This window comes from Paeniglutamicibacter sp. NPDC091659, assembly GCF_044756805.1.
Lineage (GTDB): Bacteria > Actinomycetota > Actinomycetes > Actinomycetales > Micrococcaceae > Paeniglutamicibacter.
The window spans coordinates 66,626-92,975 of the sequence record NZ_JBIVTO010000001.1 but is presented as its reverse complement, the minus strand read 5'-3'; the positions used below and the strand labels follow the sequence as shown (position 1 = coordinate 92,975).

At 60.1% G+C, this 26,350-nt stretch carries 22 protein-coding genes, 2 tRNA genes and 1 pseudogene; 15 read left to right on the top strand and 10 right to left on the bottom strand.

The genetic code is table 11. The features are described 5' to 3' along the window. Positions 1-130: 130 nt before the first annotated feature. The 3 genes and pseudogenes from ACIQLF_RS00460 to ACIQLF_RS00450 all read left to right on the top strand — a co-directional run bounded on the left by ACIQLF_RS00460 (position 131) and on the right by ACIQLF_RS00450 (position 3,077). Complete coding sequence (locus ACIQLF_RS00460; protein WP_400293623.1) at positions 131-712, top strand: dihydrofolate reductase family protein; 582 nt, start codon at positions 131-133, stop codon at positions 710-712. 565 nt (positions 713-1,277) lie between these two features. Continuing rightward, positions 1,278-2,406 (top strand): annotated as a pseudogene (locus ACIQLF_RS00455) (IS110 family transposase). A gap of 401 nt (positions 2,407-2,807) precedes the next feature. After that, the gene (locus ACIQLF_RS00450) at positions 2,808-3,077 is read left to right on the top strand and encodes a hypothetical protein (RefSeq protein WP_400293622.1); all 270 of its coding nucleotides are present in this window, start codon (positions 2,808-2,810) and stop codon (positions 3,075-3,077) included. Between the two features lie 2,357 nt (positions 3,078-5,434). On the opposite strand, the gene ACIQLF_RS00445 is transcribed toward ACIQLF_RS00450, so the two are convergent. The 8 genes from ACIQLF_RS00445 to rpmH all read right to left on the bottom strand — a co-directional run bounded on the left by ACIQLF_RS00445 (position 5,435) and on the right by rpmH (position 11,263). Then, positions 5,435-6,661 carry a ParB/RepB/Spo0J family partition protein gene (locus tag ACIQLF_RS00445; RefSeq protein ID WP_400293621.1) on the bottom strand — a complete coding sequence of 409 codons (1,227 nt, stop codon included), beginning with the start codon at positions 6,659-6,661 and terminating at the stop codon, positions 5,435-5,437. Positions 6,662-6,953: 292 nt separating this feature from the next. Further along, complete coding sequence (locus tag ACIQLF_RS00440) at positions 6,954-8,081, bottom strand: ParA family protein (protein ID WP_400293620.1); 1,128 nt, start codon at positions 8,079-8,081, stop codon at positions 6,954-6,956. Positions 8,082-8,146: 65 nt separating this feature from the next. Next, the gene (gene rsmG / locus ACIQLF_RS00435; protein ID WP_400293619.1) at positions 8,147-8,788 is read right to left on the bottom strand and encodes a 16S rRNA (guanine(527)-N(7))-methyltransferase RsmG; all 642 of its coding nucleotides are present in this window, start codon (positions 8,786-8,788) and stop codon (positions 8,147-8,149) included. A gap of 24 nt (positions 8,789-8,812) precedes the next feature. After that, positions 8,813-9,358: a protein jag gene (locus ACIQLF_RS00430; protein WP_400293618.1), complete on the bottom strand. Its 546-nt coding sequence runs from the start codon at positions 9,356-9,358 to the stop codon at positions 8,813-8,815. 2 nt (positions 9,359-9,360) lie between these two features. Further along, the gene (yidC, locus tag ACIQLF_RS00425; protein WP_400293617.1) at positions 9,361-10,323 is read right to left on the bottom strand and encodes a membrane protein insertase YidC; all 963 of its coding nucleotides are present in this window, start codon (positions 10,321-10,323) and stop codon (positions 9,361-9,363) included. Between the two features lie 15 nt (positions 10,324-10,338). Beyond that, positions 10,339-10,698: a membrane protein insertion efficiency factor YidD gene (gene yidD, locus ACIQLF_RS00420; RefSeq protein WP_400293616.1), complete on the bottom strand. Its 360-nt coding sequence runs from the start codon at positions 10,696-10,698 to the stop codon at positions 10,339-10,341. Continuing rightward, positions 10,682-11,050, bottom strand: a complete 369-nt coding sequence (gene rnpA, locus ACIQLF_RS00415; RefSeq protein WP_400293615.1) for a ribonuclease P protein component — start codon at positions 11,048-11,050, stop codon at positions 10,682-10,684. Before rnpA ends, yidD begins: the two co-directional genes overlap by 17 nt. Before the next feature lie 75 nt (positions 11,051-11,125). Continuing rightward, on the bottom strand, positions 11,126-11,263 hold the full coding sequence (rpmH, locus tag ACIQLF_RS00410; RefSeq protein ID WP_084382356.1) for a 50S ribosomal protein L34: 138 nt from the start codon (positions 11,261-11,263) through the stop codon (positions 11,126-11,128). A gap of 501 nt (positions 11,264-11,764) precedes the next feature. Here rpmH and dnaA point away from each other — a divergent pair. After that, the gene (dnaA, locus tag ACIQLF_RS00405; protein WP_387529528.1) at positions 11,765-13,177 is read left to right on the top strand and encodes a chromosomal replication initiator protein DnaA; all 1,413 of its coding nucleotides are present in this window, start codon (positions 11,765-11,767) and stop codon (positions 13,175-13,177) included. Between the two features lie 259 nt (positions 13,178-13,436). On the opposite strand, the gene ACIQLF_RS00400 is transcribed toward dnaA, so the two are convergent. Then, positions 13,437-13,622, bottom strand: a complete 186-nt coding sequence (locus ACIQLF_RS00400) for a hypothetical protein (RefSeq protein WP_400293614.1) — start codon at positions 13,620-13,622, stop codon at positions 13,437-13,439. Between the two features lie 371 nt (positions 13,623-13,993). Here ACIQLF_RS00400 and dnaN point away from each other — a divergent pair, with 371 nt between their 5' ends. The 10 genes from dnaN to ACIQLF_RS00350 all read left to right on the top strand — a co-directional run bounded on the left by dnaN (position 13,994) and on the right by ACIQLF_RS00350 (position 24,173). Then, complete coding sequence (gene dnaN, locus ACIQLF_RS00395) at positions 13,994-15,124, top strand: DNA polymerase III subunit beta (protein ID WP_400293613.1); 1,131 nt, start codon at positions 13,994-13,996, stop codon at positions 15,122-15,124. Between the two features lie 157 nt (positions 15,125-15,281). After that, positions 15,282-16,484, top strand: coding sequence for a DNA replication/repair protein RecF (gene recF, locus ACIQLF_RS00390; protein WP_400293612.1), 1,203 nt, complete (start codon positions 15,282-15,284; stop codon positions 16,482-16,484). Then, positions 16,481-17,029 carry a DUF721 domain-containing protein gene (locus ACIQLF_RS00385; RefSeq protein WP_400293611.1) on the top strand — a complete coding sequence of 183 codons (549 nt, stop codon included), beginning with the start codon at positions 16,481-16,483 and terminating at the stop codon, positions 17,027-17,029. Before recF ends, ACIQLF_RS00385 begins: the two co-directional genes overlap by 4 nt. 258 nt (positions 17,030-17,287) lie before the next feature. Further along, positions 17,288-19,381 (top strand): DNA topoisomerase (ATP-hydrolyzing) subunit B, encoded by a 2,094-nt coding sequence (gene gyrB, locus ACIQLF_RS00380; protein ID WP_400293610.1) that lies wholly within the window; start codon positions 17,288-17,290, stop codon positions 19,379-19,381. A 63-nt stretch (positions 19,382-19,444) separates the two neighbouring features. Beyond that, entirely contained in the window at positions 19,445-22,135 is a 2,691-nt protein-coding gene (gene gyrA / locus ACIQLF_RS00375; protein WP_400293609.1) for a DNA gyrase subunit A, read from the top strand. Beyond that, positions 22,132-22,734 carry a DUF3566 domain-containing protein gene (locus tag ACIQLF_RS00370; protein ID WP_400293608.1) on the top strand — a complete coding sequence of 201 codons (603 nt, stop codon included), beginning with the start codon at positions 22,132-22,134 and terminating at the stop codon, positions 22,732-22,734. The genes gyrA and ACIQLF_RS00370 overlap by 4 nt, the downstream gene beginning before the upstream one ends. 121 nt (positions 22,735-22,855) lie before the next feature. Beyond that, positions 22,856-22,929, top strand: a tRNA-Ile gene (locus tag ACIQLF_RS00365). Positions 22,930-22,970: 41 nt separating this feature from the next. Then, positions 22,971-23,087, top strand: a complete 117-nt coding sequence (locus tag ACIQLF_RS00360) for a DLW-39 family protein (RefSeq protein WP_400293607.1) — start codon at positions 22,971-22,973, stop codon at positions 23,085-23,087. 8 nt (positions 23,088-23,095) lie between these two features. Next, positions 23,096-23,168: transfer RNA gene (locus ACIQLF_RS00355), tRNA-Ala, on the top strand. A gap of 120 nt (positions 23,169-23,288) precedes the next feature. Further along, positions 23,289-24,173 carry a DMT family transporter gene (locus tag ACIQLF_RS00350; protein WP_400293605.1) on the top strand — a complete coding sequence of 295 codons (885 nt, stop codon included), beginning with the start codon at positions 23,289-23,291 and terminating at the stop codon, positions 24,171-24,173. 188 nt (positions 24,174-24,361) lie between these two features. On the opposite strand, the gene ACIQLF_RS00345 is transcribed toward ACIQLF_RS00350, so the two are convergent. Further along, positions 24,362-25,363, bottom strand: a complete 1,002-nt coding sequence (locus ACIQLF_RS00345; protein ID WP_400293603.1) for a hypothetical protein — start codon at positions 25,361-25,363, stop codon at positions 24,362-24,364. 161 nt (positions 25,364-25,524) lie between these two features. On the opposite strand from ACIQLF_RS00345, the gene ACIQLF_RS00340 reads away from it, so the two are divergent. Continuing rightward, on the top strand, positions 25,525-26,070 hold the full coding sequence (locus ACIQLF_RS00340; RefSeq protein ID WP_400293601.1) for a peptidylprolyl isomerase: 546 nt from the start codon (positions 25,525-25,527) through the stop codon (positions 26,068-26,070). Positions 26,071-26,350 lie beyond the last annotated feature (280 nt).

The window sequence follows — 26,350 nt, the reverse complement described above, 5'->3', positions numbered from 1 at the left end:
ACCCGCCGAAACTTCACCGGGCCAGACCCCGTGCAAATCCAGGGCACGGCCGCCTACGATGCTATTTGGTGTGACTCTTAACTGGGCAGGGTTTGCTAAGATGGGGCACCCCAAAGCAAAGGAGAGCCCCGTGGGCAAGGTGGTCATGTACGGCTCGGTGTCGGTGGACGGCTTCATCGCGGACGAGAACGACCAGCCCGGACCGCTGTTCGATTGGCTGACCAGCGGGGATGTCCCGTTGGACGAGAGCGGCCAGCTGAAGGTGTCGCAGACTTCCTACGACTACACCCGGGCGTACTGGGACCAGATCGGGGCGACAATCGTCGGCCGGCACGTCTTCGACATGACGGACGGTTGGGACGGGAAGCCTCCGGGCGGGGTCGACCACGTGGTCGTCGTGACACACCGGACGAAGCCCGAGGGCTGGGACCCCGAGGCGCCGTTTCACTTCGTCGACGGCGTCGAGGCAGCCGTGGCCAAGGCGCAGGAGCTCGCGGGTGACCGCATCGTCGAGGTCGCCGCTGGTGACGTCGGTGGGCAGGTGCTTGCCGCGGGCCTGGTCGACGAGGTGCGCATGGACGTCGCGCCCGTCGTGTTCGGGTCCGGCAAGCGCTACTTCGGGTCGGTCCACGCACAGCACCTGTTAGAGGATCCCAACGTGGTGATTCAAGGCAACCGGGTGCTTCACCTTCGCTATCTGGTGCGCCGTTGACCGATCTGAGCGGGTAACCGAAGAAGTCCACTGCGAACGGTGACACAAGATCGGGACTCCGACTGCGTTTGCGCATCGATGCCCCGGAGCCGAAGCGCCAGCCAACATCCAGCCAGAGATTACACCCTCAACTGTGAAGGCCTTTAACCGTGGTCGGAGTGGTGCCTGCAATACCTGCATCACCGATAGGTGTTACAGGCGGATCACCCATGAGGAGCCGTTAGAACTGGCCAAGGGCGCCATCGCGGCGAAAGATCATCTGCGACAGAACACGGTCCAGCTTGCCCCCATTAGCTCTTTAGTGATCCCGGAATCGAGCACCGTGCGCGAGGATGGGGTTGCTGGCCTGTCGGTCCCGGCATGATTCAGTTCCCCAGTCGTCAATGGTCCCGGGGTGCTGTCACCGGGATTCGCTGGGCACCAGGGATATCGCCAATAGGGGCCGGAGCAGAACAGGGAACCAGGGTGCAGGTCAGTCGTAACGTGGATGTCCAGCCTTGGCGCCACAGGGACAAGCCAGCATTTGTTTCATCCGTGAGCACGAGCGCTGGTTTCCGGCGGATGCATTTCGATCCACGACCATGAATCCATCGGCATCAATGTCGGCAAGACCAACCACCACGCGGTGGCCCTGAACAGGCCGGGAAGAAACTCGCAGGCCTTGGCCCTGCCGCAGGACGAATCCGGCTTCGGGACATCATCCGTTCTCTGGCCAAGCACGGGAGGTTGCTGTTCGTGGTGGACCAGCCAGCCACCATCGGGGCCCTGCCCGTCGCCGTCGCCCATGCCGAGGGCCTCCCGGTCGGATACTTGCCGGGGCTGGCCATGCGCCGGGTTGCCGACCTGCACCCGGGTGAGGCAGAGACCGATGCCCGGGACGCCTTCATCATCGCCAACGCCGGCCGCACCCTGACGCAGACCCTGCGCTCGGTTCAGGTGGCCGACGGGCAGGTCGCCTAACTGGCGATGCTCTGCGGCTTCGACGACGACCTGGCCAGGCAGCCCACCGCCACGCCTAACCGGATCCGCGGGCTGCTGACCCAGATCCGCCCGACCCCGGCCGCTCTGCGGAGGGCCGGCAAGGCGCGGGTGGAAACGCTCATGCGCAAGCACGCGCGCCGGGTGGGGAACGCTGGACCGCGGAGATCTTCACCGCACTCGATGAGCAGACCGTGGTGGTCTCCGGAACCTCTGCCGCCGGGATCGTGCTGCCGCAAATGTCACTCGCCTTGGCCCAAACACGGGCCGCCCACGCTGGGGTGCCGTCGCAGGTCGAAAAAATCGTGGAGGCCCATCCTCTTCACCAACTCCTGAAATCCATGCCAGCGGTCGGTGTCAGGACCGAAGCTAAGCATTCTCACCGAGGCCGCGGGTCTTGGACTTAAAGACCGCAGGACACCTGGGATCCTACGCCGGGCCAGCCCGGGTGACCTGACCGGTCAGGGACCTCCATCCAGGGAGATTGTTCCTCGAGGAAGACCACCTTGGTTCTCAAGCGCGCGTTGTTCCTTTCGGCGTTCGTGGCGCTCAAAGGCAAGGGCCGAAGTTCGCGAATCTACTATGACCGCAAGCGGGCCGAAGACAAGAAACGCAACCAGGCCGTCATCACCCTGGCCCTGCGCCGCGGCAACGTCCTGTTCGCGATGCTCCTCGACGGCGCCCTTTACGGCGCCACCAAAGCCCAACCCGCCTAAACAGCACCCGCCGAACGAGAATCGGTCCGGCGCGGAAGACCCGAACCGGACCGCTCCACACCGCCTTCTGGAAGACCACGGGATTCTTCCCAAACCTGGGGAAAACTTGACGAACAAGATAGGGCACATCCCGGCGCACAACGGCCGAGACTGATCCTGTTCCAGATTGGACATGGACCGGCGGCCGCCTGGCTCGCTCTTGCATCCCACTCCCCCGCAACCGGTTCCAGATGGAGGCCACTTTCGTGTCCTTTTCCGCGATCAAAACCCTCCTTGTTTCCCCGGGAACGACACACCACATCTGCTCAACCGGCCTCTCGACCAGCCGCCGAACGGGGCCTCGGCATCGACATCAAAACCGCATGCCTACCGCCCAATTCCATCAAAGGTGCTGTTGGACGATGCGAAATTCAAAGGCCATGCTGGCGGAAAATCAAACGTGTCCCGCGACGGCACTCGTCCTTGTTCTTCTTCTGGCAGCTGCATCTGCCAACGACCGAGAAGGAGTCGGTGCTTCAACCACCAGCTTCTGTGCGTTGTCCGGTACCGACAGGTTTCCCGTCTGCCGGAGAATGGCGAAGGTGAGAGAGGCAACCGTTCCCTTCGCTGTTGATCCTCTTTTCCTGTTCAACCGCATCTCGTTCCGTGAAGCCCTGAACAGTGTTCTTTGATCCGGAACAGATGCTGATCGAATTCGTGCATTGAACAGTGGGGGCCAGATTGGGTTCACCTACGGAAATCCAAACCCCTTTCCCCTGTGCGCCCACCAACAGCCGTCAGCGGCCCGTTGGTGGCCCGTTGGTGGTCGGACGTAGCGATCCGGGCCCTTGTTGTGGCCGCTACTGTTCGGATGCTCTTTCAACGACAGCTAGTGGGCGATCCGCTTGGCCGTCGATTGCAAGGGCTATTCGAGAGTCGATGGTCCATGGGTGTTGCGGGCGGCTACGGGAGGACGGACAGTGCATGGGCGTGCACCGCGTACCAATGGGATTCCCAGCCGGGCCCGACTACTGGCCGCGAGCTGGTGCATCACGGCAAAGCCCGGAAGCGTGTCACCACAGCACGGGCGCGGCCGGAGAAGTTCGGGAGGCTCCGTACCCAACGACGTTTTCTCGAAAGCCGGAACGTCGGGAAGCGCCCTTGAAACCCCGACTTCAAGTTCATGCAGCAGCAGGGCGCAGGGCTCCGCGGCACCTTCGACCAACCGAAAGAGCGCGGCCAGGAAGACCTGCCGACACCCCTTGGTCCTCCCAACCTGTCTACGTGCTGATGGCCGCTCGCGAAAGCATCGCAATCGCCAAGCACGTTTCCCAATGTCCTGTTTACGAGCTCTCATTCGTGGTTCAAGGCAAAGGCATGACTACGCCAGTCCCCACCACTCGCCGCAGATCAACAGGACGGCATGATCAATTCGTAGATCTGGCCCGCTTCTTTGTCTTCCTTAATACGATGCCGCCCTCCAGCGCAGTCCGAAGATTCAGTTGACGCCGGTGAGGTCGTCCGCAGGCAAGTCGCTCGCGAGGGTACCCCGACCGGAGCCGTTGTCCACATTGCAGGTGGCCTGCAACTGATCGATCCATCAAGGGGAGGCCCACCATACGCAGGCCATTCACTTCGATGCTGGGTCTCGTTTTCAAAACCGCTGCCAAAATTATCACCGGGCTCCTAGCCGCGAGCCTCTGCCAGCGCTAGGCGCTCGGCCTGTGTGCCTGTTCCGCCCCGTTGCCATGGAGGTTCGAAGCCGACGCCACGGTGACTGCCTCTCGATCTAGTGCAGTAGGGCGCGCTGACGTGTCTTCCACTTTTCCGAGTTCGAGTCCACGGAATGTAGGGGCCTTGTTCCCTAACCTGCTGTGAGTCCAAGCGGCCAGGTAGTAAAGGTTGCCAAGCCGGCACGGCCGGGCCCGCGTCGACGAGATATCAGAATCCCCGGGTGCAGCGCGAGCGCAGCACCCTTGTGTGTCGGAGTCCGAGTTGCCTACTTACTCCCGACGGGTTCGCGATGCTGCCCTCATCCCAGGTTCGTGACGAAAGAACAGGACCGCAGCGCCATGCCCGACAACGACACCAGGGGGCGCCGGAGACCCCCCCACGACGTAAGAAGCACACGTGGCCGGCGCAAGGCGAGTTCTGGCAGCGTACCTTCGCCAAGCTACCGCATTGCTCATTGGAGGGTTCCGCAACAATCTGGCCTATCGATCAATGGTCGCAGGGCAGCCATTGTTCACGTGTTCATGGCGTGCATCCGTTGCACTGTTTCACGTGAAACATTCGCGAAGTCCCGTCTATCCCCGCTGATCACTCGGCCGGCTTGCTCCCATCGATCCTGCACCCGATACGGCCGATGGGCCCTGTTCGTTGTGGCTGCACCACCTCTGTGCCTGAACTTCGGGAGCAGCGACGAAATCAGGCATCCTTGTTTGGGTTGCAGTTCTTCGATTCCCTTCGCATGGCTACCGAACCGGAGGTATCGGCGGGGGGTCCTCGCTGCGGACTCGCGGTTGCCATCCCACCTGCGGACCACTCCCCCATCAGCAGATAGCAGTGGCCGTCCGCTCTGGGGTTCGTCAACGCCGGCCAATCTCGGCGATCAAGCCCTTGAAGATTCCTTCATGTCCGTCACCGCAGGTGGTGTGTGCGCGTGTCTGCCCTTGCGTCACCAAGGGGGGGAACGAGCAGCCATCGAAAAATGATTCGGAGCAAGCCCGTGGAGTCGGGGCACGCGGCCGGAGCCGCATCCGCAAAGAGTGCAGGGTGCCCGGCGGCCACGGATGGCCACGGATGGCCACGGGCTCACGGTCCTGCTGATGGCCCTCCAGAGGCACGTCCTCCATCCGCTTGCCGCGCTACAACCGGGGCCTCGGGAGGTTCGTTTCAGCCCGCATGGCTTGGCATGCGGGTCTGGGAGATCTCACCAAACATCCTCGCCTGTGTTCCTGCCTCTCCAGCCACCCGAGTCTTCCCGGAAAGCACAAAAGGTGTGAGTGTTTCACGTGAAACACTCACACCTTTTGTGTATGCGGGTCGGCTACTTCTCCGTGCCGTCCGGCGTCAGGACACTCATGATTCGGTTCAGGTCATCAACGCTTGCGAACTCGATGCTGACCTTGCCCTTGCGGGCGCCAAGCGTGATCTTCACGTTCGTATCGAGACGGTCCGAGAGTGAGTTCGCCAAGAAGTCGAGTCGCTCGTGGCGAGGGCTCTGCTTCGGCTGCGGCTGCGCAGCCTTGTTGGCCTTTTCTTGCCCGGCACTGAGAGCGACGGCTTCCTCAGTCGCTCGCACCGACATGCCTTCGTTGACGATGCGCTGCGCCAACTGTTCGATTGCGATGGCGTCTGCCAGACCCAAGAGGGCTCGAGCGTGGCCCGCGGAGATAACGCCGGCCGCCACACGGCGTTGGACTAACGCCGGCAGTTTCATAAGTCGGATGGTGTTGGAAATCTGGGAGCGGGAACGACCGATCCGCTCGGAAAGGACTTCCTGGGTGCACTCAAATTCGCTCAACAGCTGCTGGTAAGCGGCTGCTTCTTCAAGCGGGTTCAGCTGCGAACGGTGCAGGTTTTCCAGCAACGCGTCGCGAAGCAGATCCACGTCATGCGTCTCGCGAACGATCGCGGGGATCTTCGTAAGGCCTGCAGCCTGCGTTGCCCGCCAACGGCGTTCACCCATGACAATTTCATAGGGCTCTTTGTCGTTTTCACGGGATGGCCGAACAACGATCGGCTGCAGAAGTCCGACTTCGCGAATGGAATGGACGAGCTCGTCCATGTGTTCTTCGTCGAAGTAGGAACGCGGCTGCTTGCGGTTCGGGTGAATCTGGTCGACGGAAAGTTCCGCAAAGGTGGCACCCGGAACGGCGACTAGATCATTGAGCTCGACTTCGTCATCGCTCTCCCCTGCGCGCCCACCCGAGGCGGCAATGAGGCCAGGCATTTGCGCGCGACGCTTCTTGGCAGTGGCCGACGGTCCGGAACCGTTGGAAGGTACGGCATTTTTCTCTGCCGCAGCTTCTTCCTCGGTCTTTCCCGGAACAAAGAACATGTCCACGGGGCGAACCTTTTTGCCGGATGCAGAAGCACTTGAAACTTTACGTTTCAGGGCCTCGGTTCCAACAGTGGCAGTCGTGGTCGCAACCGTCTGCTTTGATGTTTCACGTGAAACACTCTGGGGAGTTTCTTCCTCGGATCCCGCGACAGGGCTGCTGGAAATCAACGCACCAAGACCTCGTCCTAAACCACGTCGCTTCTCCGACATTGGATGCATCTCCCTTTCGACACCGTTGCTACCTTGAACTCAAGGCAATTCTACTTGTAAGCGATAGATAGTTTTGGACGCGACTTTTGCGGTGTGGCCTTTAGGCCACCTGAATGTGGCATTTCATCCCCCTACCCCGGGTAGGGCCATCTCGATGAGCGCTTAGAATCAAGAATCGTCTGATTTTTGAAAAAAACAACGTCACATGAGTGTTTATGTAAAAGTCGCGTCTGAATACATAAAATTCAAGGTCGTGCGGTCAACAGACTTGACCGCACGACCTTGAGAAGGACTAGTGGTTGGTGCGCTCCGCGATTTCCGCTGCGGCTTCCAAATACGAAAGCGCGCCGGTTGAACTCGAGTCATACGTAATTACGGTTTGTTGGTAGCTCGGAGCTTCCGAAATTCGCACACTTCGTGGAATCAGAGCTTGGAGGACCTGGTTCGGGAAATGTTCTCGCACTTCGCTCGCAACTTGAGCCGCCAGGTTGGTGCGACCATCGTACATCGTCAGCAGGATCGTCGACACCGTCAAATCCGCATTCAGGTGCTTCTGGATCATTTCAATGTTCTTAAGCAGCTGGCTCAAGCCTTCCAGTGCGTAGTACTCGCATTGGATCGGAATCAGGACTTCACGCGCTGCCACAAAGGCGTTGACAGTAAGCAGGCCCAGGCTTGGCGGGCAGTCAATGAAAACGTAGTCGAGACGTTCCATGCCATTGGTCTCGCGATACTTCGCATACTGATCCAATGCCCGGCGAAGACGCTGTTCACGGGCCACGAGGGAGACCAGCTCAATCTCCGCGCCGGCAAGGTGAATGGTCGCCGGGGCCACGGTCAGGTGCTCGATGTCAGGGCATGGTGCAACGACCTCAGAAAGCGGGAGGTCGTTGATCAGGACATCGTAGATGCTATCCACGTCTGCATGGTGTTCAACACCGAGCGCCGTCGAAGCGTTGCCCTGCGGGTCGATATCAATCACCAGTACGTTCAGCCCGGCAATTGCCAATGCTGCCGCGATGTTGACGGTCGTCGTCGTTTTTCCGACGCCGCCCTTCTGGTTGCTGACGGTCATGTACCGAGTCGTTGGCGGCTTGGGCAACTTGCGGCTGCTCAAACGCTCCCGGCGCTTGTGTTCACTGGCCAGCTGGCTGGCAAGCGGTGAGCTGTCGTCAGTGGTATCGAAAACGTTTGGTGCTGGCGCAGGTTCCCTCGTCACCACTGTGTCCTCTCCATCGGAATCGGTCAGTTCAACCGCTTCATCCGCATCCAGTTCCAGATGCGTTGAAAAAATTGTTTCACGTGAAACATGTCTCGCCTTAGACAAAACAATCTCTTCTGGTTGTTCTTTGTTGTCAGATGAACTGAATGAAGCGAAAAGGGCTGCAAACGGTGGAATCTTGTTGACGCTTCGCTTCAAAACGGTTCTTTCTACTAACCCAGTAGGCGGCGCTATGCCGCCTGATACAGCCTATCGCTAATGCGCTAGGCGACGTTGATACGTACCACGGTGGTTGGTTCGGCGAGAATGTCTTCGCCAACGGTGACAACTTCGGTCTTCTTACCGCCCAGGCGGCGGATGACCTTTGCGGCTTTTTCTACTTCTTCGGCCGCTGAGCGGCCCTTGATTGCCAATACCGTGCCCTTGCCATGAAGCAGGGGAATCGTCAGGCCGGCCAAATTCGTCAGAGCCGAAACTGCGCGGGCCGTGGCAAAGTCGGCGTTCACGTGATCGACAACCTGTTCGGCACGGCCACGCATGATGGTGACGTTATCGAGGCCAAGGTCTTCGACAACCTCATGTAGCCAGATGCAGCGACGTTCAAGCGGCTCGATAAGGGTCAATTCAAGGTCGGCGCGGGCCAAGGCAAAGGTAAGCCCTGGCAACCCGGCGCCGCTGCCCACGTCTGCAACGTGAGCGTCCTTGTCAATCAGGTTGGCAACGACCGCGCAATTCAAGACATGGCGGGACCACAGCCGTGGGACTTCACGCGGGCCCAGCAGGCCTCGTTCCATGCCCGAGGTGGCCAAGTGCTGAACGTAGCGCTCTGCAAGGCTCAGTCGGTCGCCAAAGACGGTCTGGGCTGCCTGACGTTCCTCGGCTGTAAGTTCTACTTCGTTGCTCATGAGGGGAGTTCCTTGATTCGTTGCTTAGGCGTCGTCGTTTGAAACGACGATGTGGCGACGGCTTCCTTCGCCATCGGACTCGCTATGCATGCCCAGCGCCGCAACGCAGTCGTGCACCAGCTTGCGCTCGTATGCGCTCATCGGTTCGAGAGGTACTTCCTCGCCCGTCTCGCGGACCTTCTGTACCGCTGCTTCGGCGATCCTCTTGAGCTCGCCGGCACGGCCCTCACGGTAGCCGGTAATGTCCAACACCAGACGAGAACGGTTGCCGGTGGCGGTGAGTACGGCCAAGCGGGTCAATTCCTGCAGGGAGTCCAGGATCTCTCCGTTGGTGCCGACAAGACGCTGCAGAGCCTTCTCGTCCTCGGCTTCGCCGACGATGGAAATGTAGGTGCGTCCGCCACGAACTTCAATGTCGATGTCGCCATCGAGATCAGCAATATCAAGTAGTTCTTCGAGGTAGTCGGCGGCGATGTCGCCTTCCTCTTCAATGCTGTTTACAGCATCTTCAAGCTCTTCAACTTCGGTACCTGCAGGCTCTGAAACTACGCTCTGATCAATATCGCTCATGGCTACTTCTTCTTCCTGTTCTTACGCTGTGGCTGTACGCGCTGCACCTTGGGTTCTTCGACGATTGCGGCGGCCGCATTTTCGTCGATCTTCTTCTGGCCAAGCGGGGGCAGTCCCTTGGCGGCGCGGCGCTCGTTGAGTTCGCGCTCGGCCTGGGATCCCGGGGTCGGGTTGTTCCGAATTACGTAGAACTGCTGGGCCAAGGTCCAGAGGTTGGTCGCGGTCCAGTAGATGAGGACACCGATTGGGAAGTTGATGCCACCGATGCCGAAGACCAGGGGAAGGATGTACAGCATGATCTTCTGCTGCTGCATGAAGGGGCCCTCAAGGGCCTCCTTGGTCATGTTCTTCGACATGATCTGCTTCTGCGTGACGAACTGCGAAGCGGTCATCGCAAGAATCATGACGAGCGCAACAATGATCACTGAGGCGCTCGGCGAGCCGGAGTTGATCGTGTTCAGGAAAGTGTCAGAAAGACGGGCGCCAAAAATCGAAGACTGGTCGAAGCTCTTGATGTGCTCGGCGGAGAGCTTTCCAACCGCAACACCCTCGGCGCTTGCCTTGGAGGCGTTGTTCAACACAGTGAACAACGCGAAGAAGAACGGCATCTGGATCAGCATAGGCAAGCACGAAGACAGCGGGTTGGTCTTGTGCTTCTTGAACAATGCTCGCTGCTCGGCAATCATGGCCTGCTGGGAGAGCTGGTCTTTCTTGCCCTTGTACTTGGCCTGAAGCTTGCGCAGATCAGGTTGCAGGGCCTGCATCGCACGCTGCGCCTTGATCTGCTTGACGAAGACGGGGATCAGAGCGGTACGGATCAACAGCACCAGGAAGATGATGGACAGCGTCCACGTCCAACCTGAATTCGGATCAAGGCCAATCATGGAGAACAGTTCATGGAAGGCCCATAGGATCCACGAGACTACGTACCGAAACGGGCTCAATAACATGTCAAAGAAGTTCATTACCGGTCATGCTCCTCAGGCCGCGTCTGCGGCGTCTTCGTCGGCGGGAATCGGAGGATGATTCAACACCATGATCTTGGGGGTCTTGCCTTCTGGCCAAATCCGTCTGCCTTCGGGAACGTAATCGATCCCGCCATGACTAAACGGATTACATCTTAAGACACGCCAGGAGGTTAACCCGATGCCTTTGATAGCGCCGTGTACCGTCACTGCTTCGAGGCCGTAGGCCGAGCAGCTGGGAAAGTATCGACAAACATCGCCGTAGACGGGCGAAATGATCTTTCGATAAACCATGAGGAACCCAATGAGAAGGTTCCTGGGGATATCGATCAGGAACCAAACAATCCCGGTGCGGGGTTTAGAGTCCTTTTTCATGCTTGGCACCTGCCTTGCGAACAACCGATTCAAGTCCGGAAGAGACCTGCTGGCTCAATTCGTTCCAGTCAACTTCGGAGGCGCCAGGCAAGGCCCGGAACACGAAATCGAGACCGCTGGCGTTCGCAGGAATCTGCGAGGCCAATGCACGCATTCGTCGTTTGACGAGGTTGCGGTGCACGGCATTGCCAACGGCCTTGGAGACGATGAAACCAAAACGGTTATCGCCTTGGGGTTCGTCAGGACGAACCCGTGCATATAGCACTACGTTCCGGCGCCCAGTGCGGGCGCCGGAACGTACAGTGGCTGTAAAGTCCTGCGAAAGGCGCAGTCGTTGATTCTTTGGCAACACGACGTCACGCGTCGTGTCTGATAAACAAAGAACCCACGAAAACCTGCGCTATTTCAGGACTGTAGTGCTTAATGGTTATGCAGAAAGTTCGGTACGGCCCTTGGCGCGGCGAGTTGCCAGGATGGCGCGGCCTGCACGGGTACGCATACGAAGTCGGAAACCGTGCTTCTTGGCACGACGACGGTTATTCGGCTGAAAAGTCCGCTTGCTCACGGTAGTAACTCCAAGACGATCATGTGATGCGCCTTACCCGTTGCTACTAAAAAGGGAAGAACAGGCCGACGCTCGTATTCGGTGGCGCCTCATGGATTGTTCGGGGCTTTCTCGATTCCGAAGAATTTTGAAGGCATCAAACAGAGCCAAAAGTGCACACATAGGACTACACAACGATAGGGGAGCCGGAGAAGGTACGTCAAATTGGAGCCAAAGCTGGCCCTGACACACCCTGTGCACAATGTGATCTTAATTGTGGATACAGCGGTTGATAATCACCGTTCAGGCATCAAAAGCAGACCTGACACGCGCATCTTAGAACTCAATATTTACTTATAAATCCGCAGATTTGCAAGCTCTCATGCGTTATCCACCACAAGTTATCCACCGACTGTGCATAACACTGTGGATGACCGTTAGAATCTATTCGTTGGGGTTCCGTAGTTATAGTCCCCATTCGGCGACCGTTTGGTCGTCGAATTTGATTGAAGGGGCCCAAATATGAGCACGGACGAGTCGAATAGCGTCGGTAGTTCCTGGCGCCAGGTAGTACGCCACATCGAACAGGACGACCGCGTTACTCCCATGCAGCGTGCCTTCGCCGCTCTGGCTCAGCCACAGGGGCTCATTGGTTCTACCCTTTTGCTGGCGGTTCCCAACGAATTGACCCGCGATGTTCTCCAGACCCAGCTCAAGGAGCCGTTGGAAGAATCGCTGAAGTTGGTCTTCCAATCCGACATTCGATGCGCATTCAGCATTGACTCCGATTTGATCCCCGAAGAAGTGGTCGTTCCGCCGGTCGAGCAACCGCCGGTTCCCAAGGCCCGCATCAGCGATGCTCTGCCGCAGCCAGCTCCCCCGTCGAATTCCCAGGAATTCGGCCGACTGAACCCCAAATACATTTTTGACACCTTTGTCATCGGCTCATCAAACCGTTTCGCCCATGCAGCAGCCGTGGCCGTTGCAGAAGCGCCAGCAAAGGCATACAACCCGCTGTTCATCTATGGTGATTCCGGACTTGGCAAGACCCACCTGTTGCATGCAATCGGCCACTATGCCCGGCACCTCTACAACGGAATTCGCGTCCGCTACGTAAATTCTGAAGAGTTCACCAACGATTTCATCAACTCCATTCGCGACGATGAAGGTGCCAGCTTCAAGCAGACCTACCGCAACGTGGACATCTTGCTTATTGACGACATCCAGTTCTTGGCAAACAAGGACGCCACCCAGGAAGAGTTCTTCCACACGTTCAATGCGCTGCACAATCACAACAAGCAGGTTGTGATTACTTCGGACCTGCCGCCCAAGCAATTGGCCGGCTTTGAAGACCGCATGCGTTCACGTTTCGAATGGGGTCTGCTGACCGATATTCAGCCGCCAGAGCTTGAAACCCGCATCGCTATTCTGCGTAAGAAGGCCAATGCGGAGAACCTCTCGGCTCCGGACGAGGTCATGGAATACATCGCGTCAAAAATATCCACGAATATCCGTGAGCTTGAAGGCGCGCTGATTCGAGTGACGGCTTTTGCTTCGCTGAACAACCAGTCCGTTGACATGAGCTTGGCCGAAACGGTGCTCAAGGATTTGATCACCGATGAAGGTGCCCAAGAGATCACCCCGGCGACCATCGTTGCGCAGACCGCCGAGTACTTTAACCTCACGATCGAAGAGCTCAACAGCAAGTCCCGAACGCGAACCCTGGTGACTGCACGACAGATTGCGATGTACCTACTTCGCGAACTGACCGACATGTCCCTGCCAAAGATCGGCCAGGAACTCGGTGGGCGCGATCACACCACGGTGATACACGCGGATCGAAAGATTCGCGAACTCATGGCGGAACGCCGCGCAATCTTCAATCAGGTCACCGAATTGACCAACCGCATTAAGCAGCGGCAACGCGAGGGCTAATAGTCGAAAAGTCTTTAACCACAGGTGTGGATAAAGCTGTGGATCATTAAGTGGAATACCCCGTCAAGCCTGCGGATAACTACCCGCGAAGCTGTGGATCCCTTAAATCACGCGGAAAGTTGTCCACGGGGTTGTGAGACTCAGTGTCACGCCCAATCACATGTTGTGCACATGCATAATCGGTGTACCTTCGCGGCCTGGCAGGGTTATCCACAGTATCCACAGGGGTTATTAACACTACTAACCCCAAATTTCTACTTCATCCAAATAACAAGACCTGTTCTGCACCCATCCGACGAAACGACGCCCAAAAGGACTTTTTGGGACGAATTTTGTGATTTGGCCGGAACGCCGAAACCGGGATGCCGGCCGAATGAAGTTGAATCGGTTCTGGATCGAGTTCACGGTTGTTTCTGGATTGGGAACCAAGCAGAAGATTGGTCACCAGGATTTCCTGCACTGAACCCGCCAGGTTTTCGTGGACGAATCGATTCTCTTGCCGCATTCGAGGCTTAGCCTTGCCAAGCTCTCCACTTGGATATTGAAGGACCCCTCGGAAGTGAGCTCCGACTCCCTTTTTGAAAGACAGTCATACTCACAAGCTAAAAAACTGCTTACCCAAGCGCACCGAGACATAAAAGCCGGTAAGCTCAAACTCCATGTTGTCGTTCTGGCAAAAGATTTCGTTGCCGAAACTTGAGACAACACAACACCCCACCACTTTGAGAGCTCCGCGGTTCGTTATTCCTGTCCCAGGGGAACCGCTAAGCTTGCTTTCAAGTACTGTCGACTTCGTCGTGAAAGGCGGACCACTTCGTGAAGTTCAGCGTTGAAAAGGATGTATTGGCCGAAGCCGTATCCTGGACCGCCCGTTCACTCTCCCAACGTCCGCCTTCTCCGGTACTTTCCGGAATCTTGATCACTGCTGCCAATGGCACAGTGTCACTGGCTGGTTTCGACTACGAAATTTCAGCGCACCTAGAGATCGCAGCAGACGTCGCAGAAGAAGGCACCATCCTGGTTTCGGGAAAGTTGCTGGCAGAAATCTGCCGCAGCTTGCCGCAGTCGACCGCAACGCTTGAAACCGACGGCACCAAAGTCACCCTGTCTTGTGGTCGAAGCCGTTTCCACTTGGCAACCATGCCGGTCGCCGAATACCCCGAGCTTCCTGTTCTCCCGGAAGTCACTGGCGTTGTCGACGGCGAAGCATTTGCCCACGCCATTAACCAGGTCATCGTGGCTGCGTCGAAGGACGATACCCTTCCCATCCTCACCGGCGTAAAGATGGAAATCGAAGATGACCTGATCACTTTCCTCGCAACCGACCGTTACCGTTTGGCCATGCGTGAAGTTCGTTGGAAGCCTGCTCAGGCCGGAATTTCCACCTCCGCACTGGTCAAGGCAAAAACCTTGAACGAAGTTGCGAAGACTCTGGGCGCAGCGGGAGAACTGAAAATTGCTTTGGGCGAAGGCAACGAACTTATTGGCTTCGAAAGCGGAAACCGACGCACCACCTCGCTGTTGGTGGATGGCGACTACCCGAAGATTCGTTCGCTGTTCCCCGAAAACACCCCGATCCACGCAACCGTACGCACGTCAGACTTGGTTGAAGCTGTGCGTCGCGTAGCAGTCGTTGCAGAACGCAACACCCCGGTTCGACTTTCGTTCACCGGTGGCCAGTTGTCCTTGGATGCCGGAACCGGCGAAGACGCCCAGGCCGAAGAATCGATCGAGGCTCAGATCGACGGCGAAGAAATCACTGTCGCGTTCAATCCCGCATACTTGAGCGAGGGCCTGAACGCATTCAACAGCGAATTCGTTCGTTTCTCGTTCACCAGCGCACCCAAGCCGGCGATGATGACCGCTCAGTCTTCCCTTGACGGATCGGACAGCGACGAGTACCGCTACTTGGTCATGCCGGTTCGCCTACCAAACTTGCCCAACTAGATCACCTCGCGGGAAATTTCCCGCCACGTGGTCACGTGTTCGACCGCTCCACGATCGCTCCAACCGGGGCGGTCGAACACACCTTTTAGTGACAATCCACGTTTCATCATCCGACCATCCCCCGCTGGGGTGTGCGATCTCACAGCAGGACGTCCAGGTGTACATCTCACATGTCTCTCTCACCGACTTTCGCTCGTATGCGCAAGCTGATGTAGAGCTGGGCCCCGGCACCAATGTCCTGGTCGGTTCCAACGGCGTTGGGAAAACAAACATCGTCGAGGCCATCGGCTATCTGGCAACGCTTTCCTCGCACCGTGTCACTAATGACGGCCCGCTGCTGCGTTTCGGTACCGAAAGAGCCCTTGTCCGGGCACGAATTCATCGGGCAAAACAGGTCACCACGCTCGAAGTCGAAATCACCGCCGGCAAGACCAACCGTGCACGCATCAATCGCGCCAATCCGGTCCGTGCCCGCGAAATCCTCGGTATCGTACGCACCGTTCTTTTCGCCCCGGAAGACCTTGCTCTCGTCAAGGGCGATCCCTCAAACCGCCGCCGGTTCCTCGACGAATTGCTTGTAGCGCTGCGCCCGGGCGAGGCAGCAACGCGCGGCGACTACGAGCGGGTGCTCAAGCAACGCAATGCATTGCTGAAATCCGCCCGCGCCGGCGGGAAACTCTCCACCGCACACGAATCGACCCTCGACGTCTGGGATACCCATTTGGCCCAGACCGGGGCAAGGCTGTTGCGCGGGCGGTTGGACATGCTGGAACTGCTTTCCCCCTACATGGCCGCAGCCTATGCCTCCCTTGCCGACGCCAACAAGACGGCCACAGCGTTCTACCAATCAACGATCGTCGACGACTTCGACGAGGATTCCACTCCGAATCCTGAAACCGCTGCGGAAACCGATCCAAACTTCGTTGCCCCGGCCGCACTGTTGGACGCCACCCAGCCGGAACTCGAGGAAATGTTCCTTGCGGCGCTGCTCAAGAAGCGCAGCAAGGAACTCGAACGCGGAATCACCCTGGTTGGCCCGCACCGCGACGACGTGCTTTTGCGTTTGGGCTCCGCCCCCGCCAAGGGCTACGCATCGCACGGCGAAACCTGGTCCTTGTGCCTTGCCCTGCGGCTGGCCGCCTACAAGGTCTTCGGCCAGGACGATCCGCGCCCCGGCGCCGGACCGATCCTGATCCTCGACGACGTTTTTGCCGAACTGGACGCCACCCGCCGAAGCCGTCTGGCATCGATCGTCGCCGGCGCCGAACAAGTCATCGTCACCGCAGCGGTTGCCGGGGACGTTCCCGCGGAACTCGGCGGGACCTTCCTGAAGGTCAGCCCGGGCCAGGTCCACTCGTGAGCGAGAACGATCCGCACAAGCCGGAGGCGCTCGACGCTTCGCGCGCCATCCTCAACCGGATGCGCGAGGCGGCGCAGAGCCGTGGCGAAGCGCGGATCGACGCGGCCAAGGCGGCAAGGTTCGAGGAGAACGCCGCCGCACGAAAACAGCGACGCAAGGCCAGCAGCGCACCCGCAAAATACTCGGACGGGCGCGATCCGCAGGAAATCGGAAACCTCTTCGGCAAGATCGTGCGCGACCGCGGATGGAGTGCCCCGGTCGCCGTCGGTTCGGTGCTGTCGCGCTGGGCCGAACTTGTCGGACCGCAAATCGCCGAACATTGCACCCCCGAATCGTTCGAGGATTCCACGGTTGTGGTGCGCTGCGACTCGACAACCTGGGCCACCCAGATGCGACTGTTGTCCCACGAACTGCTCAAGCACTTCGACAAGGAACTCGGGCAGGGCGTGATCACGGTCATTCGGGTCATTGGTCCCGCCGCACCGAGTTGGCGCCACGGCGGACGCAGCGTCAAGGGCCGCGGTCCGCGCGACACCTACGGCTAAAACCCGAAGCGCTTAGCTGGCCCACTGGCGCTTCGGTAGCCCTCGGGTCACATCCCCACCCGTTTAAGGACGAAATGAACGTTCCTGTGCGTCGCTGGCGGCCATTTACAGCATGTTGTGGGTAGTCAATGCCCGGAAAATTTGGTGCCACACGGTAGAATCGAGAGCAGAGCGTTTCCCCGCGCGGGCGAGACGCTGGTTCACGATCGGGCACCTCCGGTGTTCGGCCTTCCACTGTTTGAGGAGTCTGTAGCACCTGTGTCTACCGATAACACCACACCCCAGGAACCAATCGATTCCGTCGAAGGCAGCGCAGCACCCGCAGCCGAACAACCTGAAGAAAGCGTCAGTGGACGGGTGGAACACACCTACGGCGCCCAAGACATCACGGTCCTTGAGGGCCTCGAGGCTGTTCGCAAGCGCCCTGGCATGTACATCGGTTCCACCGGACCGCGCGGGCTTCACCACCTTGTCTACGAAGTAGTGGACAACTCGGTCGACGAGGCCCTGGCCGGCCACTGCGACCACATCAAGATCAACATGCAGGCCGACGGCGGCGTCCGTGTCGAGGACAACGGCCGCGGCATCCCCGTGGACATCCACCCCACCGAGGGCAAGCCCACGGTCGAGGTCGTCATGACCATCCTGCACGCCGGCGGCAAGTTCGGCGGCGGCGGCTACGCCGTTTCCGGCGGCCTGCACGGCGTGGGCATCTCCGTGGTGAACGCGCTGTCCTCGCGCGTCGAAACCGAAATCCGCCGCCAGGGCAGCGCCTGGCACATGTCCTTCGCCGACGGCGGCAAGCCGCAGGGCACCCTGGTCAAGGGCGAAGCCACCGAAGCCACCGGCACCACGCAGACGTTCTACCCGGACGCCTCCATCTTCGAGACCGTCGAGTTCGACTTCGAGACGCTGCGCGCCCGCTTCCAGCAGATGGCCTTCCTGAACAAGGGTCTGCGCATCACGCTCACCGACGAGCGCACGCTCGAGGTCGACGCCGACGAGATCGCCACCGAGGAAGACGAGGCCAAGGACGCCACCCCGAAGCACCGCGTCGTCGACTACCTCTACAAGGACGGCCTGCTCGACTACGTCAAGCACCTGAACTCCTCCAAGAAGGTCGAACTCGTCCACGAGGACGTCATCGCCTTCGAGTCCGAGGACACCTCCAAGGGCATCAGCGTCGAGGTCGCCATGCAGTGGACCAACGCCTACTCGGAGTCGGTCCACACCTACGCGAACACCATCAACACCCACGAGGGCGGCACCCACGAGGAGGGCTTCCGCGCCGCGATGACCTCGCTGATCAACCGCTACGCCCGCGAAAAGACCATCCTTCGCGAAAAGGACGAGAACCTCACCGGCGACGACATCCGCGAGGGCCTGACCGCAGTCATCTCCGTCAAGCTTTCCGAGCCGCAGTTCGAGGGCCAGACCAAGACCAAGCTGGGCAACTCCATCGCCAAGGGCTTCGTCCAGGGCGTGGTCAACGAGGAACTCGGCGACTGGCTCGAGCGCAACCCGAACACCGCGCGCGACATCATCCGCAAGGCCCAGCTCGCCTCCCAGGCCCGCATGGCGGCCCGCAAGGCCCGCGACAACGCGCGCCGCAAGTCCCCGCTGGAATCCTTCGGCATGCCCGGCAAGCTGTCGGACTGCTCCTCGAAAAACCCCTCCGAGTGCGAGGTCTTCATCGTGGAGGGCGACTCCGCAGGCGGCTCGGCCAAGCGCGGGCGCAACCCGCACACCCAGGCCATCCTGCCGCTTCGCGGCAAGATCCTGAACGTGGAGCGCGCACGCCTTGACCGCGCGCTGGGAAACAGCGAGGTCCAGGCGATGATCACCGCGTTCGGCACGGGCATCGGCGAGGAATTCGACATGGCCAAGCTGCGCTACCACAAGATCGTGCTGATGGCCGATGCCGACGTCGACGGCCAGCACATCACCACGCTGCTGCTGACCCTGCTCTTCCGCTTCATGCGCCCGCTGATCGAAAACGGCTACGTGTACCTGGCCATGCCGCCGCTGTACCGCATCAAGTGGTCCAACTCCCCGCACGAGTACGTGTACTCGGATAAGGAGCGCGACCAGGCGCTGACCTCCGGCGCGGCGAAGAACAAGCGCCTGCCCAAGGACAACGGCATCCAGCGCTACAAGGGTCTGGGCGAGATGGACTACACGGAACTCTGGGATACCACCATGGACCCCGAGCACCGCACGCTGCGCCAGATCACCGTGGACGACGCAGCCGCCGCGGACCAGATCTTCTCCGTGCTGATGGGCGAGGACGTCGAATCGCGTCGAAACTTCATCCAGCAGAACGCCAAGGACGTGCGCTTCCTGGACATCTAGTCCGGCACCGCCGCACCACTCCCCCGCGTTCACACACAGACTTTTGACTAGAGGAAGAAATCGATGAGCGATCAGACTCCCGATAACCCGCAGGACGGCGCCGGCGCCAACGAGGAAATCGTTGAGGGCGCGGTGATCGACGACGCGGTCGTGGTTGCCACCGGCCACGACAAGATCGACCAGATCGACCTGCAGACCGAGATGCAGCGCTCCTACCTTGACTACGCCATGGCCGTCATCGTGGGCCGTGCGCTGCCGGACGTGCGCGACGGCCTGAAGCCCGTGCACCGCCGCGTGATCTACGCGATGTACGACGGAGGCTACCGCCCGGAGCGCTCCTACAACAAGTGCGCCCGCGTGGTCGGCGAGGTCATGGGCCAGTACCACCCGCACGGCGACACCGCCATCTACGATGCGCTGGTGCGCCTGATCCAGGACTGGACCATGCGCTACCCGCTGGCCCTGGGCCAGGGCAACTTCGGCTCCCCCGGCAACGACGGCGCCGCCGCCCCGCGTTACACGGAAACCAAGATGTCGCAGCTGGCCATGGAAATGGTCCGCGACATCAACGAGGACACCGTCGACTTCCAGGACAACTACGACGGCAAGAACCAGGAACCGACGATCCTGCCGGCGCGTTTCCCGAACCTCCTGGTCAACGGCTCCTCCGGCATCGCCGTGGGCATGGCCACCAACATCCCGCCGCACAACCTGCGCGAGGTCGCCTCCGGCGTCCAGTGGTACCTGGAAAACCCCGAGGCATCCCGCGAGGAACTGCTCGAGGAACTGATGCTGCGCATCAAGGGCCCGGACTTCCCGACCGGCGCCATGATCCTGGGCACCAAGGGCATCGCCGACGCCTACCGCACCGGCCGCGGCTCCATCACCATGCGCGCCGTGGTGTCCGTCGAGGAACTCCAAGGCCGCACCTGCCTGGTCGTCACCGAGCTGCCCTACCAGGCCAACCCGGACAACCTCGCGGTGAAGATCGCCGAACTGGTCAAGGACGGCAAGATCACCGGCATCGCCGACCTGCGCGACGAGACCTCCGGCCGCACCGGCCAGCGCCTGGTGATCGTGCTCAAGCGCGACGCCGTGGCCAAGGTCGTGCTGAACAACCTGTACAAGCACACGCAGCTGCAGGACAACTTCTCCGCGAACATGCTCGCGATCGTCGACGGCGTGCCGCGCACGCTCTCGCTCGATGCGTTCATCCGCCACTGGGTGACGCACCAGATGGAAGTCATCATCCGACGTACGCAGTTCCGACTGCGAAAGGCGGAGGAGGAGGCGCACATCCTGCGCGGCCTGCTCAAGGCCCTGGATGCGCTCGACGAGGTCATCGCGCTGATCCGCCGCTCCCCCACCACCGACGCCGCGCGCGAAGGCCTGATGGAACTGCTGGACATCGACGACCTGCAGGCCCGCGCCATCCTCGACATGCAGCTGCGCCGCCTGGCAGCCCTGGAACGCCAGAAGATCCAGGACCGCCACGCCGAGCTCGAGGGCATGATCGCCGAATTCAAGACGATCATCGCCGACCCGCAGCGCCAGCGCACCATCATCTCCGAGGAACTCGCCGAGATCGTCGAGAAGCACGGCGACGACCGCCGCACCAAGGTGCTCATGGGCTACGACGGAGACATGAGCGTCGAGGACCTGATCCCCGAAGAGGAAATGGTCGTCACGATCACCCGCGGCGGCTACGTCAAGCGCACCCGCTCGGACAACTACCGCTCGCAGCACCGCGGCGGCAAGGGCATCAAGGGCGCCGCGCTGCGCGGCGACGACGTCGTCGAGCACTTCTTCGTCACCACCACGCACAACTGGCTGCTGTTCTTCACCAACCACGGCCGCGTGTACCGCACCAAGTGCTACGAGCTTGCCGAGGCAGGCCGCGACGCCAAGGGCCAGCACGTGGCAAACGTGATGGCTTTCCAGCCGGACGAGCACATCGCCCAGGTGCTTGACCTGCGCGACTACGAGCAGGCCCCGTACCTGGTGCTGGCCACCCGCAACGGCCTGGTGAAGAAGACCCGCCTGGCGGACTACGACACCAACCGTTCGGCCGGCGTCATCGCCATCAACCTGCGCGAGGGCGACGAACTCGTCTCCGCGCAGCTGATTTCCGAGACCGACGACCTGATGCTGGTCTCCCGCAAGGGCCAGTCGGTGCGCTTCACGGCCACCGACGAGGCGCTGCGCCCGATGGGCCGCGCAACCTCCGGTGTGACAGGCATGAAGTTCCGCGACGAGGATGAACTGCTGGCGGCCGACGTTGTCACCGAGGATTCCTATGTGTTCATCGTCACGGAGGGCGGCTACGCCAAGCGCACCAGCGTCGGGGAATACCGGGTCCAGTCCCGCGGCGGCATCGGCATCAAGGTCGCAAAGCTGGCCGAGGAACGCGGCGATTTGGTCGGCGCGCTGATCGTGCACGACGAGGACGAAGTCCTCGTCGTCATGGAGGGCGGCAAGGTCGTCCGTTCCGACGTGAACCAGGTTCCGGCCAAGGGCCGAGACACCATGGGCGTCATCTTTGCCAAGCCGGACAAGAAGGACCGCATCATCGCGGTGGCAAAGAACACCGAACGTGGACTCGGAGAGAACACCGAGGAAGATGCAGTACCGTTGAACGCGGAAAAGACACAAGAAACGGCCTCCGAGGCTCCAGCGGGCGATGAAAACCCGGTGGAAACTCAGGAAAACCTTGAGCAAAACGACGAGGCCACCAACGACGGAGGTAACGCGTGAGCACCCCGAATACCCCCCGCCCGGCGGGCGGCACTGGTGGCACCCGTCCCGCAGCGCCACGACAGACGCCAGTAGGCGCACCCCGTCCGGCAGGCGGAGCACCGCGTCCCGGAACCGCACAGCGTCCGGCCGGCGCCCCGCGCCCTGCCGGCTCCGCTCCGCGCCCTGCCGGGCAGCGCCCCGCCGGTGCGCCAGGAGCCCGTCCGCAGCAGCTGGTGCGTCCCGCGCCGAAGGCCAAGGTCCGCAAGGCCCGCCTGCTGATCTCCAAGGTCGACCCCTGGTCGGTACTGAAGATGGCGTTCCTGCTGTCGGTGGCATTGGGCATCGTCACCGTTGTCGCATCGGTCGTCTTCTGGTCCGTCTTGGACCTGACCGGCATCTTCAACAGCATCAACGGCTTGCTGCGCGAAATCATCGGAACCGAATCGGACTTCGACCTCACGAAGATCGCGTCGTTGGGCCAGGTTGCCTCCTTCGCCACCATCATCGCCGTGGTGAATGTGGTATTGCTCACGGTGCTTTCGATGCTCGCAGCAGTGCTTTACAACCTCTCGTCGACGCTTGTTGGCGGAATTGGCGTGACTTTGACCGACGATTAATCGTCAAAAACGCCTAGAATCCGGCCCTCGGGACACTTCGTCGAAGTCGACCCGAGGGCCGATTTGTTTCTTTGGCCATTCCTCATGTAAAGTTTTATCTCGTTCCCAGCGGGAACAAAGAGGGCGTATAGCTCAGGCGGTTAGAGCGCTTCGCTGATAACGAAGAGGTCCCTGGTTCAAGTCCAGGTACGCCCACGGATTCCCTCATCCGAACGGTAGTTGAAAGGAAGTATCCCATGCGGAAACTTCTGGTGTTGGTGGCAATAGTTGCCGGCATAATGGGCTATCGTAAGTTGAAGGAATCATCGGCCGATAAGGCCAACTGGAGTCAGGGCACCGATAAGGTATCCTGAATTCATACGGGGACTTAGCTCAGTTGGTAGAGCGGTAGCTTTGCAAGCTTCAGGTCAGGGGTTCGACCCCCCTAGTCTCCACCGAAACGAAAGGCCCGGAACAATAGTTCCGGGCCTTTTGTGTATCCGCCGTGATTTGTGTCGAAGCCCGGGTTGACCGTCGGCCGGTCGGGCGTGAAGTGCCGAATTTGGAGTAGACCCGTGACTTTTCTTCTCGCGATCATCGGCGTCCTCGGAGTTTCTGCTTCGGGGCCGATCATTGCAGCTTTCCCGGCCGTCCCGGCTCTTTCCATGGCTTTGTGGCGCAACGCCATCGGTACGGCCGTCATGGCCATCCCCGTTGTGGCTTCCGACCCCCGCTCTTTCGGCCGCCTCAGGCGAAGGGAATGGGGTTGGAGCACCGTTGCAGCCGTGTCGCTGGCGCTGCACTTCGTTTGCTTCATGACATCCGTCCGGATGACCACCGTCGCGGCAGCCACTGCGCTGGTTTGTCTGCAAGCCGCCTGGATTGCGTTGTTCCAGTCCCTGCGGGGAACGAAATACGGTTGGCAGGTGGGTACCGGGGTCTTGCTTGCCTTTGCCGGCGTGTTGGTGATGACCGGATTCGACATCGGATCGGGCAGCGAGGCACTGGTCGGCGACGTGCTGGCCCTTGTCGGCGGCGTTCTTGCCGCGGCCTACACCTTGGCCGGGGCAAAAGCCCGGGCAACCATGACCACAGGCACCTATACAACGCTTTGCTATGGCATGACCTCGATCGTCCTCCTTGCCATCTGCTTGATTTCCGGCTCCCCTGTATGGGGATTCGATGCAAGGGGATGGATGGGCATCCTGGCGTTGGCCCTGTTCTCACAGGTGCTGGGGCACTCGGCATTCAACCACCTGGTCTCCAGCCTTGGGCCGTTGACGGTCTCGACCCTCATCTTGCTCGAAATCCCGGGTGCCGCATTGTTGGCGGCGCTTTTCCTTGGCCAGAATCTACCCGCCGGAACGGCACTTGGCTTGGGAATCATCCTTGTGGGCCTGATATTGGTTGTACGCGGCCAAGGGCGCATGCTGGCACCCGCCCCGACTAAGACCGGGTAACGCCGCCGTAGGCGGCCCTGAGCGGCTTTCAGCCATGCCTTTCTGCCACCGCACGCAGCCTGATTGACAGGGTTACGGATTCTTTCTCCTGAGAATGCGCGCAGGACACAGAAAAGGGTGGTGTGTTTGGCGAATCTCAGAGAGATTTTCCAAACACACCACCCTGTTTCAATTTGCTGACTGACCGCCTACTTCTTGGGGCGTGGAGAGGGCTTGGGCGTATCGGACTTGGCGTCGGCAACAGCCTCGGTGACCGTGTCTTCGACTGCAGAGACGGCGTCTTCGGCCTTGTGCTTTGCCGCGTTTGCCGCCTCGGCCAGTTCTTCCTTGACGGATTCAAGGGTTTCCTTGGCTTCGTCCGTTGCCTCCTTGACGGCGTCTTCGGTCTTGGTCTTGGCCTCGGCCGCAGACTTTGCGACCTGTTCGCGGACCTCATCGACCGATGCAGGCTTCTCTGCAGCAACGTTGGCGCGCACGGTCGTCGGTTCTACGGGCGCCGGCGTCTTCCAAGGGTCGTCAATGGGCTTCGAGGCCCGCCATGCGGCCACGGCGGCGGCGCCGGCCGCCGCGACGATTGCGAAGATCAGCAGACCCTTTTTCTTCTTGGCTGGTTTCTGCACGTTTTCTAGCTCCTTGGCTGTCGTCTCAACGGCAGCCGTTGCTGCCTGCTGCACTCGTTCAATGGTTTCCGGTTCAGGCGTCAGCGACTCTGCAAGGCTATTCAGGGCGGCAGGAATCTGTGCCTCGTCAATCTTGCGGGCAGTGAACTGGGCGGCCTGGCTGATTTTTTCGTTTGCCGCAGGAATGTACTCATTCATGACCACTTCGCGGGCGTGGTTCAGGGCCGGTGCCGCCTTGTCCATGGCCTCCGTGAATGCGGGGGCAGCGCGGTCAACAGCCTTTTGCACTCGTGGAGTGGCTTCCTCGATTGCGGCGGAAATCATGGGGCCCACGCGGTCAAGGGAGTCTTGCAGCAGTGGGGTTACTTTTGCGACCGTTTCCGAGAGTTCGTTCGCGGCCCAGCTGAGGCCTTCCTGGATCTTTGGGGACGCAGTCTCGATGCCCTTTTCAATGCGCGGAACAGCCCACTTAACAGCGGTGTCTATCTTGGGCGCTGCCCAGTCCAGTGCATGTTCGGCGCTTGTTGCAACGCTTTCACCAAAGTCTCGAGCGATACGTTCTGACTTCATAGTGAACCCCTTTGATCGTTTCGGTAGATTTGTCCTAGCCTACGACGTGTGAGCACATCCAGCCATTGCCGCCGGGGCATATATCAATGGCATGCAGTGGTGTTCACTGAACGCGTAGCCATTCGTTTACGGGCTTGCAGGGCTCGTGGAAGAATAACTTCATGACTGCAATCCCTACGCACACCGCGACCATCCACACCAACTTGGGCGACATCGTCGTCAACCTCTTCGGCAACCACGCCCCGAAGACCGTCAAGAACTTCATCGGCCTTTCCACCGGCGAGCAGACCTGGAACGACCCGCAGAGCGGCGAAGAGAAGGTCAACACCCCGTTGTACAACGGAACGATCTTCCACCGCATCATCTCCGACTTCATGATCCAGGGCGGCGATCCGCTGGGCCAGGGCATCGGCGGCCCGGGCTACCGTTTCGATGACGAAATCAACCCGGAACTCGACTTCCGCGAGCCATACAAGCTGGCCATGGCCAACGCCGGAATCCAGATGGGCAAGGGCACCAACGGTTCCCAGTTCTTCATCACCTCGGTTCCGACCACCTGGCTGCAGGGCAAGCACACCATCTTCGGCGACGTCACCGACGCCGAATCGCGCAAGGTCGTTGACGCGCTCAACGCCATCGCCACCGATGGCCGTGACAAGCCGCTGGAAGATGTTGTCATCTCCAGCATCGACATCGTCGAGCTCTAAAGATTCGATGTTGACGTAGAGGTTTCTGCGTCAAGATTCCTGGCGGCTCCGCATACCAATCTCGCTTCAGCGCGGCGGTATGCGGAGCCGCTTTGTCATAGCCCCGTGGGGCTGCGCGGCAATTCCATTCGTGCACATTGAACCAAGTTCCCAAGTTTCGTGGGGCAGGATGGTCAATGACCCTTCCAAGGGGACGACGACCGTAAACAAGCAGGAGAAGCATTCCATGTCGTATGGACTTTCCAACCAAGACCCGGCTTTCGCGCCCCCGGTGTGCCCC

Bases quoted from the DNA above. Each gene is read 5' to 3' on its own strand.
- ACIQLF_RS00450 (WP_400293622.1), top strand. From the start codon at position 2,808: ATGCGAAATTCAAAGGCCATGCTGGCGGAAAATCAAACGTGTCCCGCG.
- ACIQLF_RS00445 (WP_400293621.1), bottom strand. From the start codon at position 6,661: ATGTCGGAGAAGCGACGTGGTTTAGGACGAGGTCTTGGTGCGTTGATT.
- rsmG (WP_400293619.1), bottom strand. From the start codon at position 8,788: ATGAGCAACGAAGTAGAACTTACAGCCGAGGAACGTCAGGCAGCCCAG.
- ACIQLF_RS00430 (WP_400293618.1), bottom strand. From the start codon at position 9,358: ATGAGCGATATTGATCAGAGCGTAGTTTCAGAGCCTGCAGGTACCGAA.
- yidC (WP_400293617.1), bottom strand. From the start codon at position 10,323: ATGAACTTCTTTGACATGTTATTGAGCCCGTTTCGGTACGTAGTCTCG.
- yidD (WP_400293616.1), bottom strand. From the start codon at position 10,698: ATGAAAAAGGACTCTAAACCCCGCACCGGGATTGTTTGGTTCCTGATC.
- dnaA (WP_387529528.1), top strand. From the start codon at position 11,765: ATGAGCACGGACGAGTCGAATAGCGTCGGTAGTTCCTGGCGCCAGGTA.
- gyrA (WP_400293609.1), top strand. From the start codon at position 19,445: ATGAGCGATCAGACTCCCGATAACCCGCAGGACGGCGCCGGCGCCAAC.
- ACIQLF_RS00360 (WP_400293607.1), top strand. From the start codon at position 22,971: ATGCGGAAACTTCTGGTGTTGGTGGCAATAGTTGCCGGCATAATGGGC.
- ACIQLF_RS00345 (WP_400293603.1), bottom strand. From the start codon at position 25,363: ATGAAGTCAGAACGTATCGCTCGAGACTTTGGTGAAAGCGTTGCAACA.
- ACIQLF_RS00340 (WP_400293601.1), top strand. From the start codon at position 25,525: ATGACTGCAATCCCTACGCACACCGCGACCATCCACACCAACTTGGGC.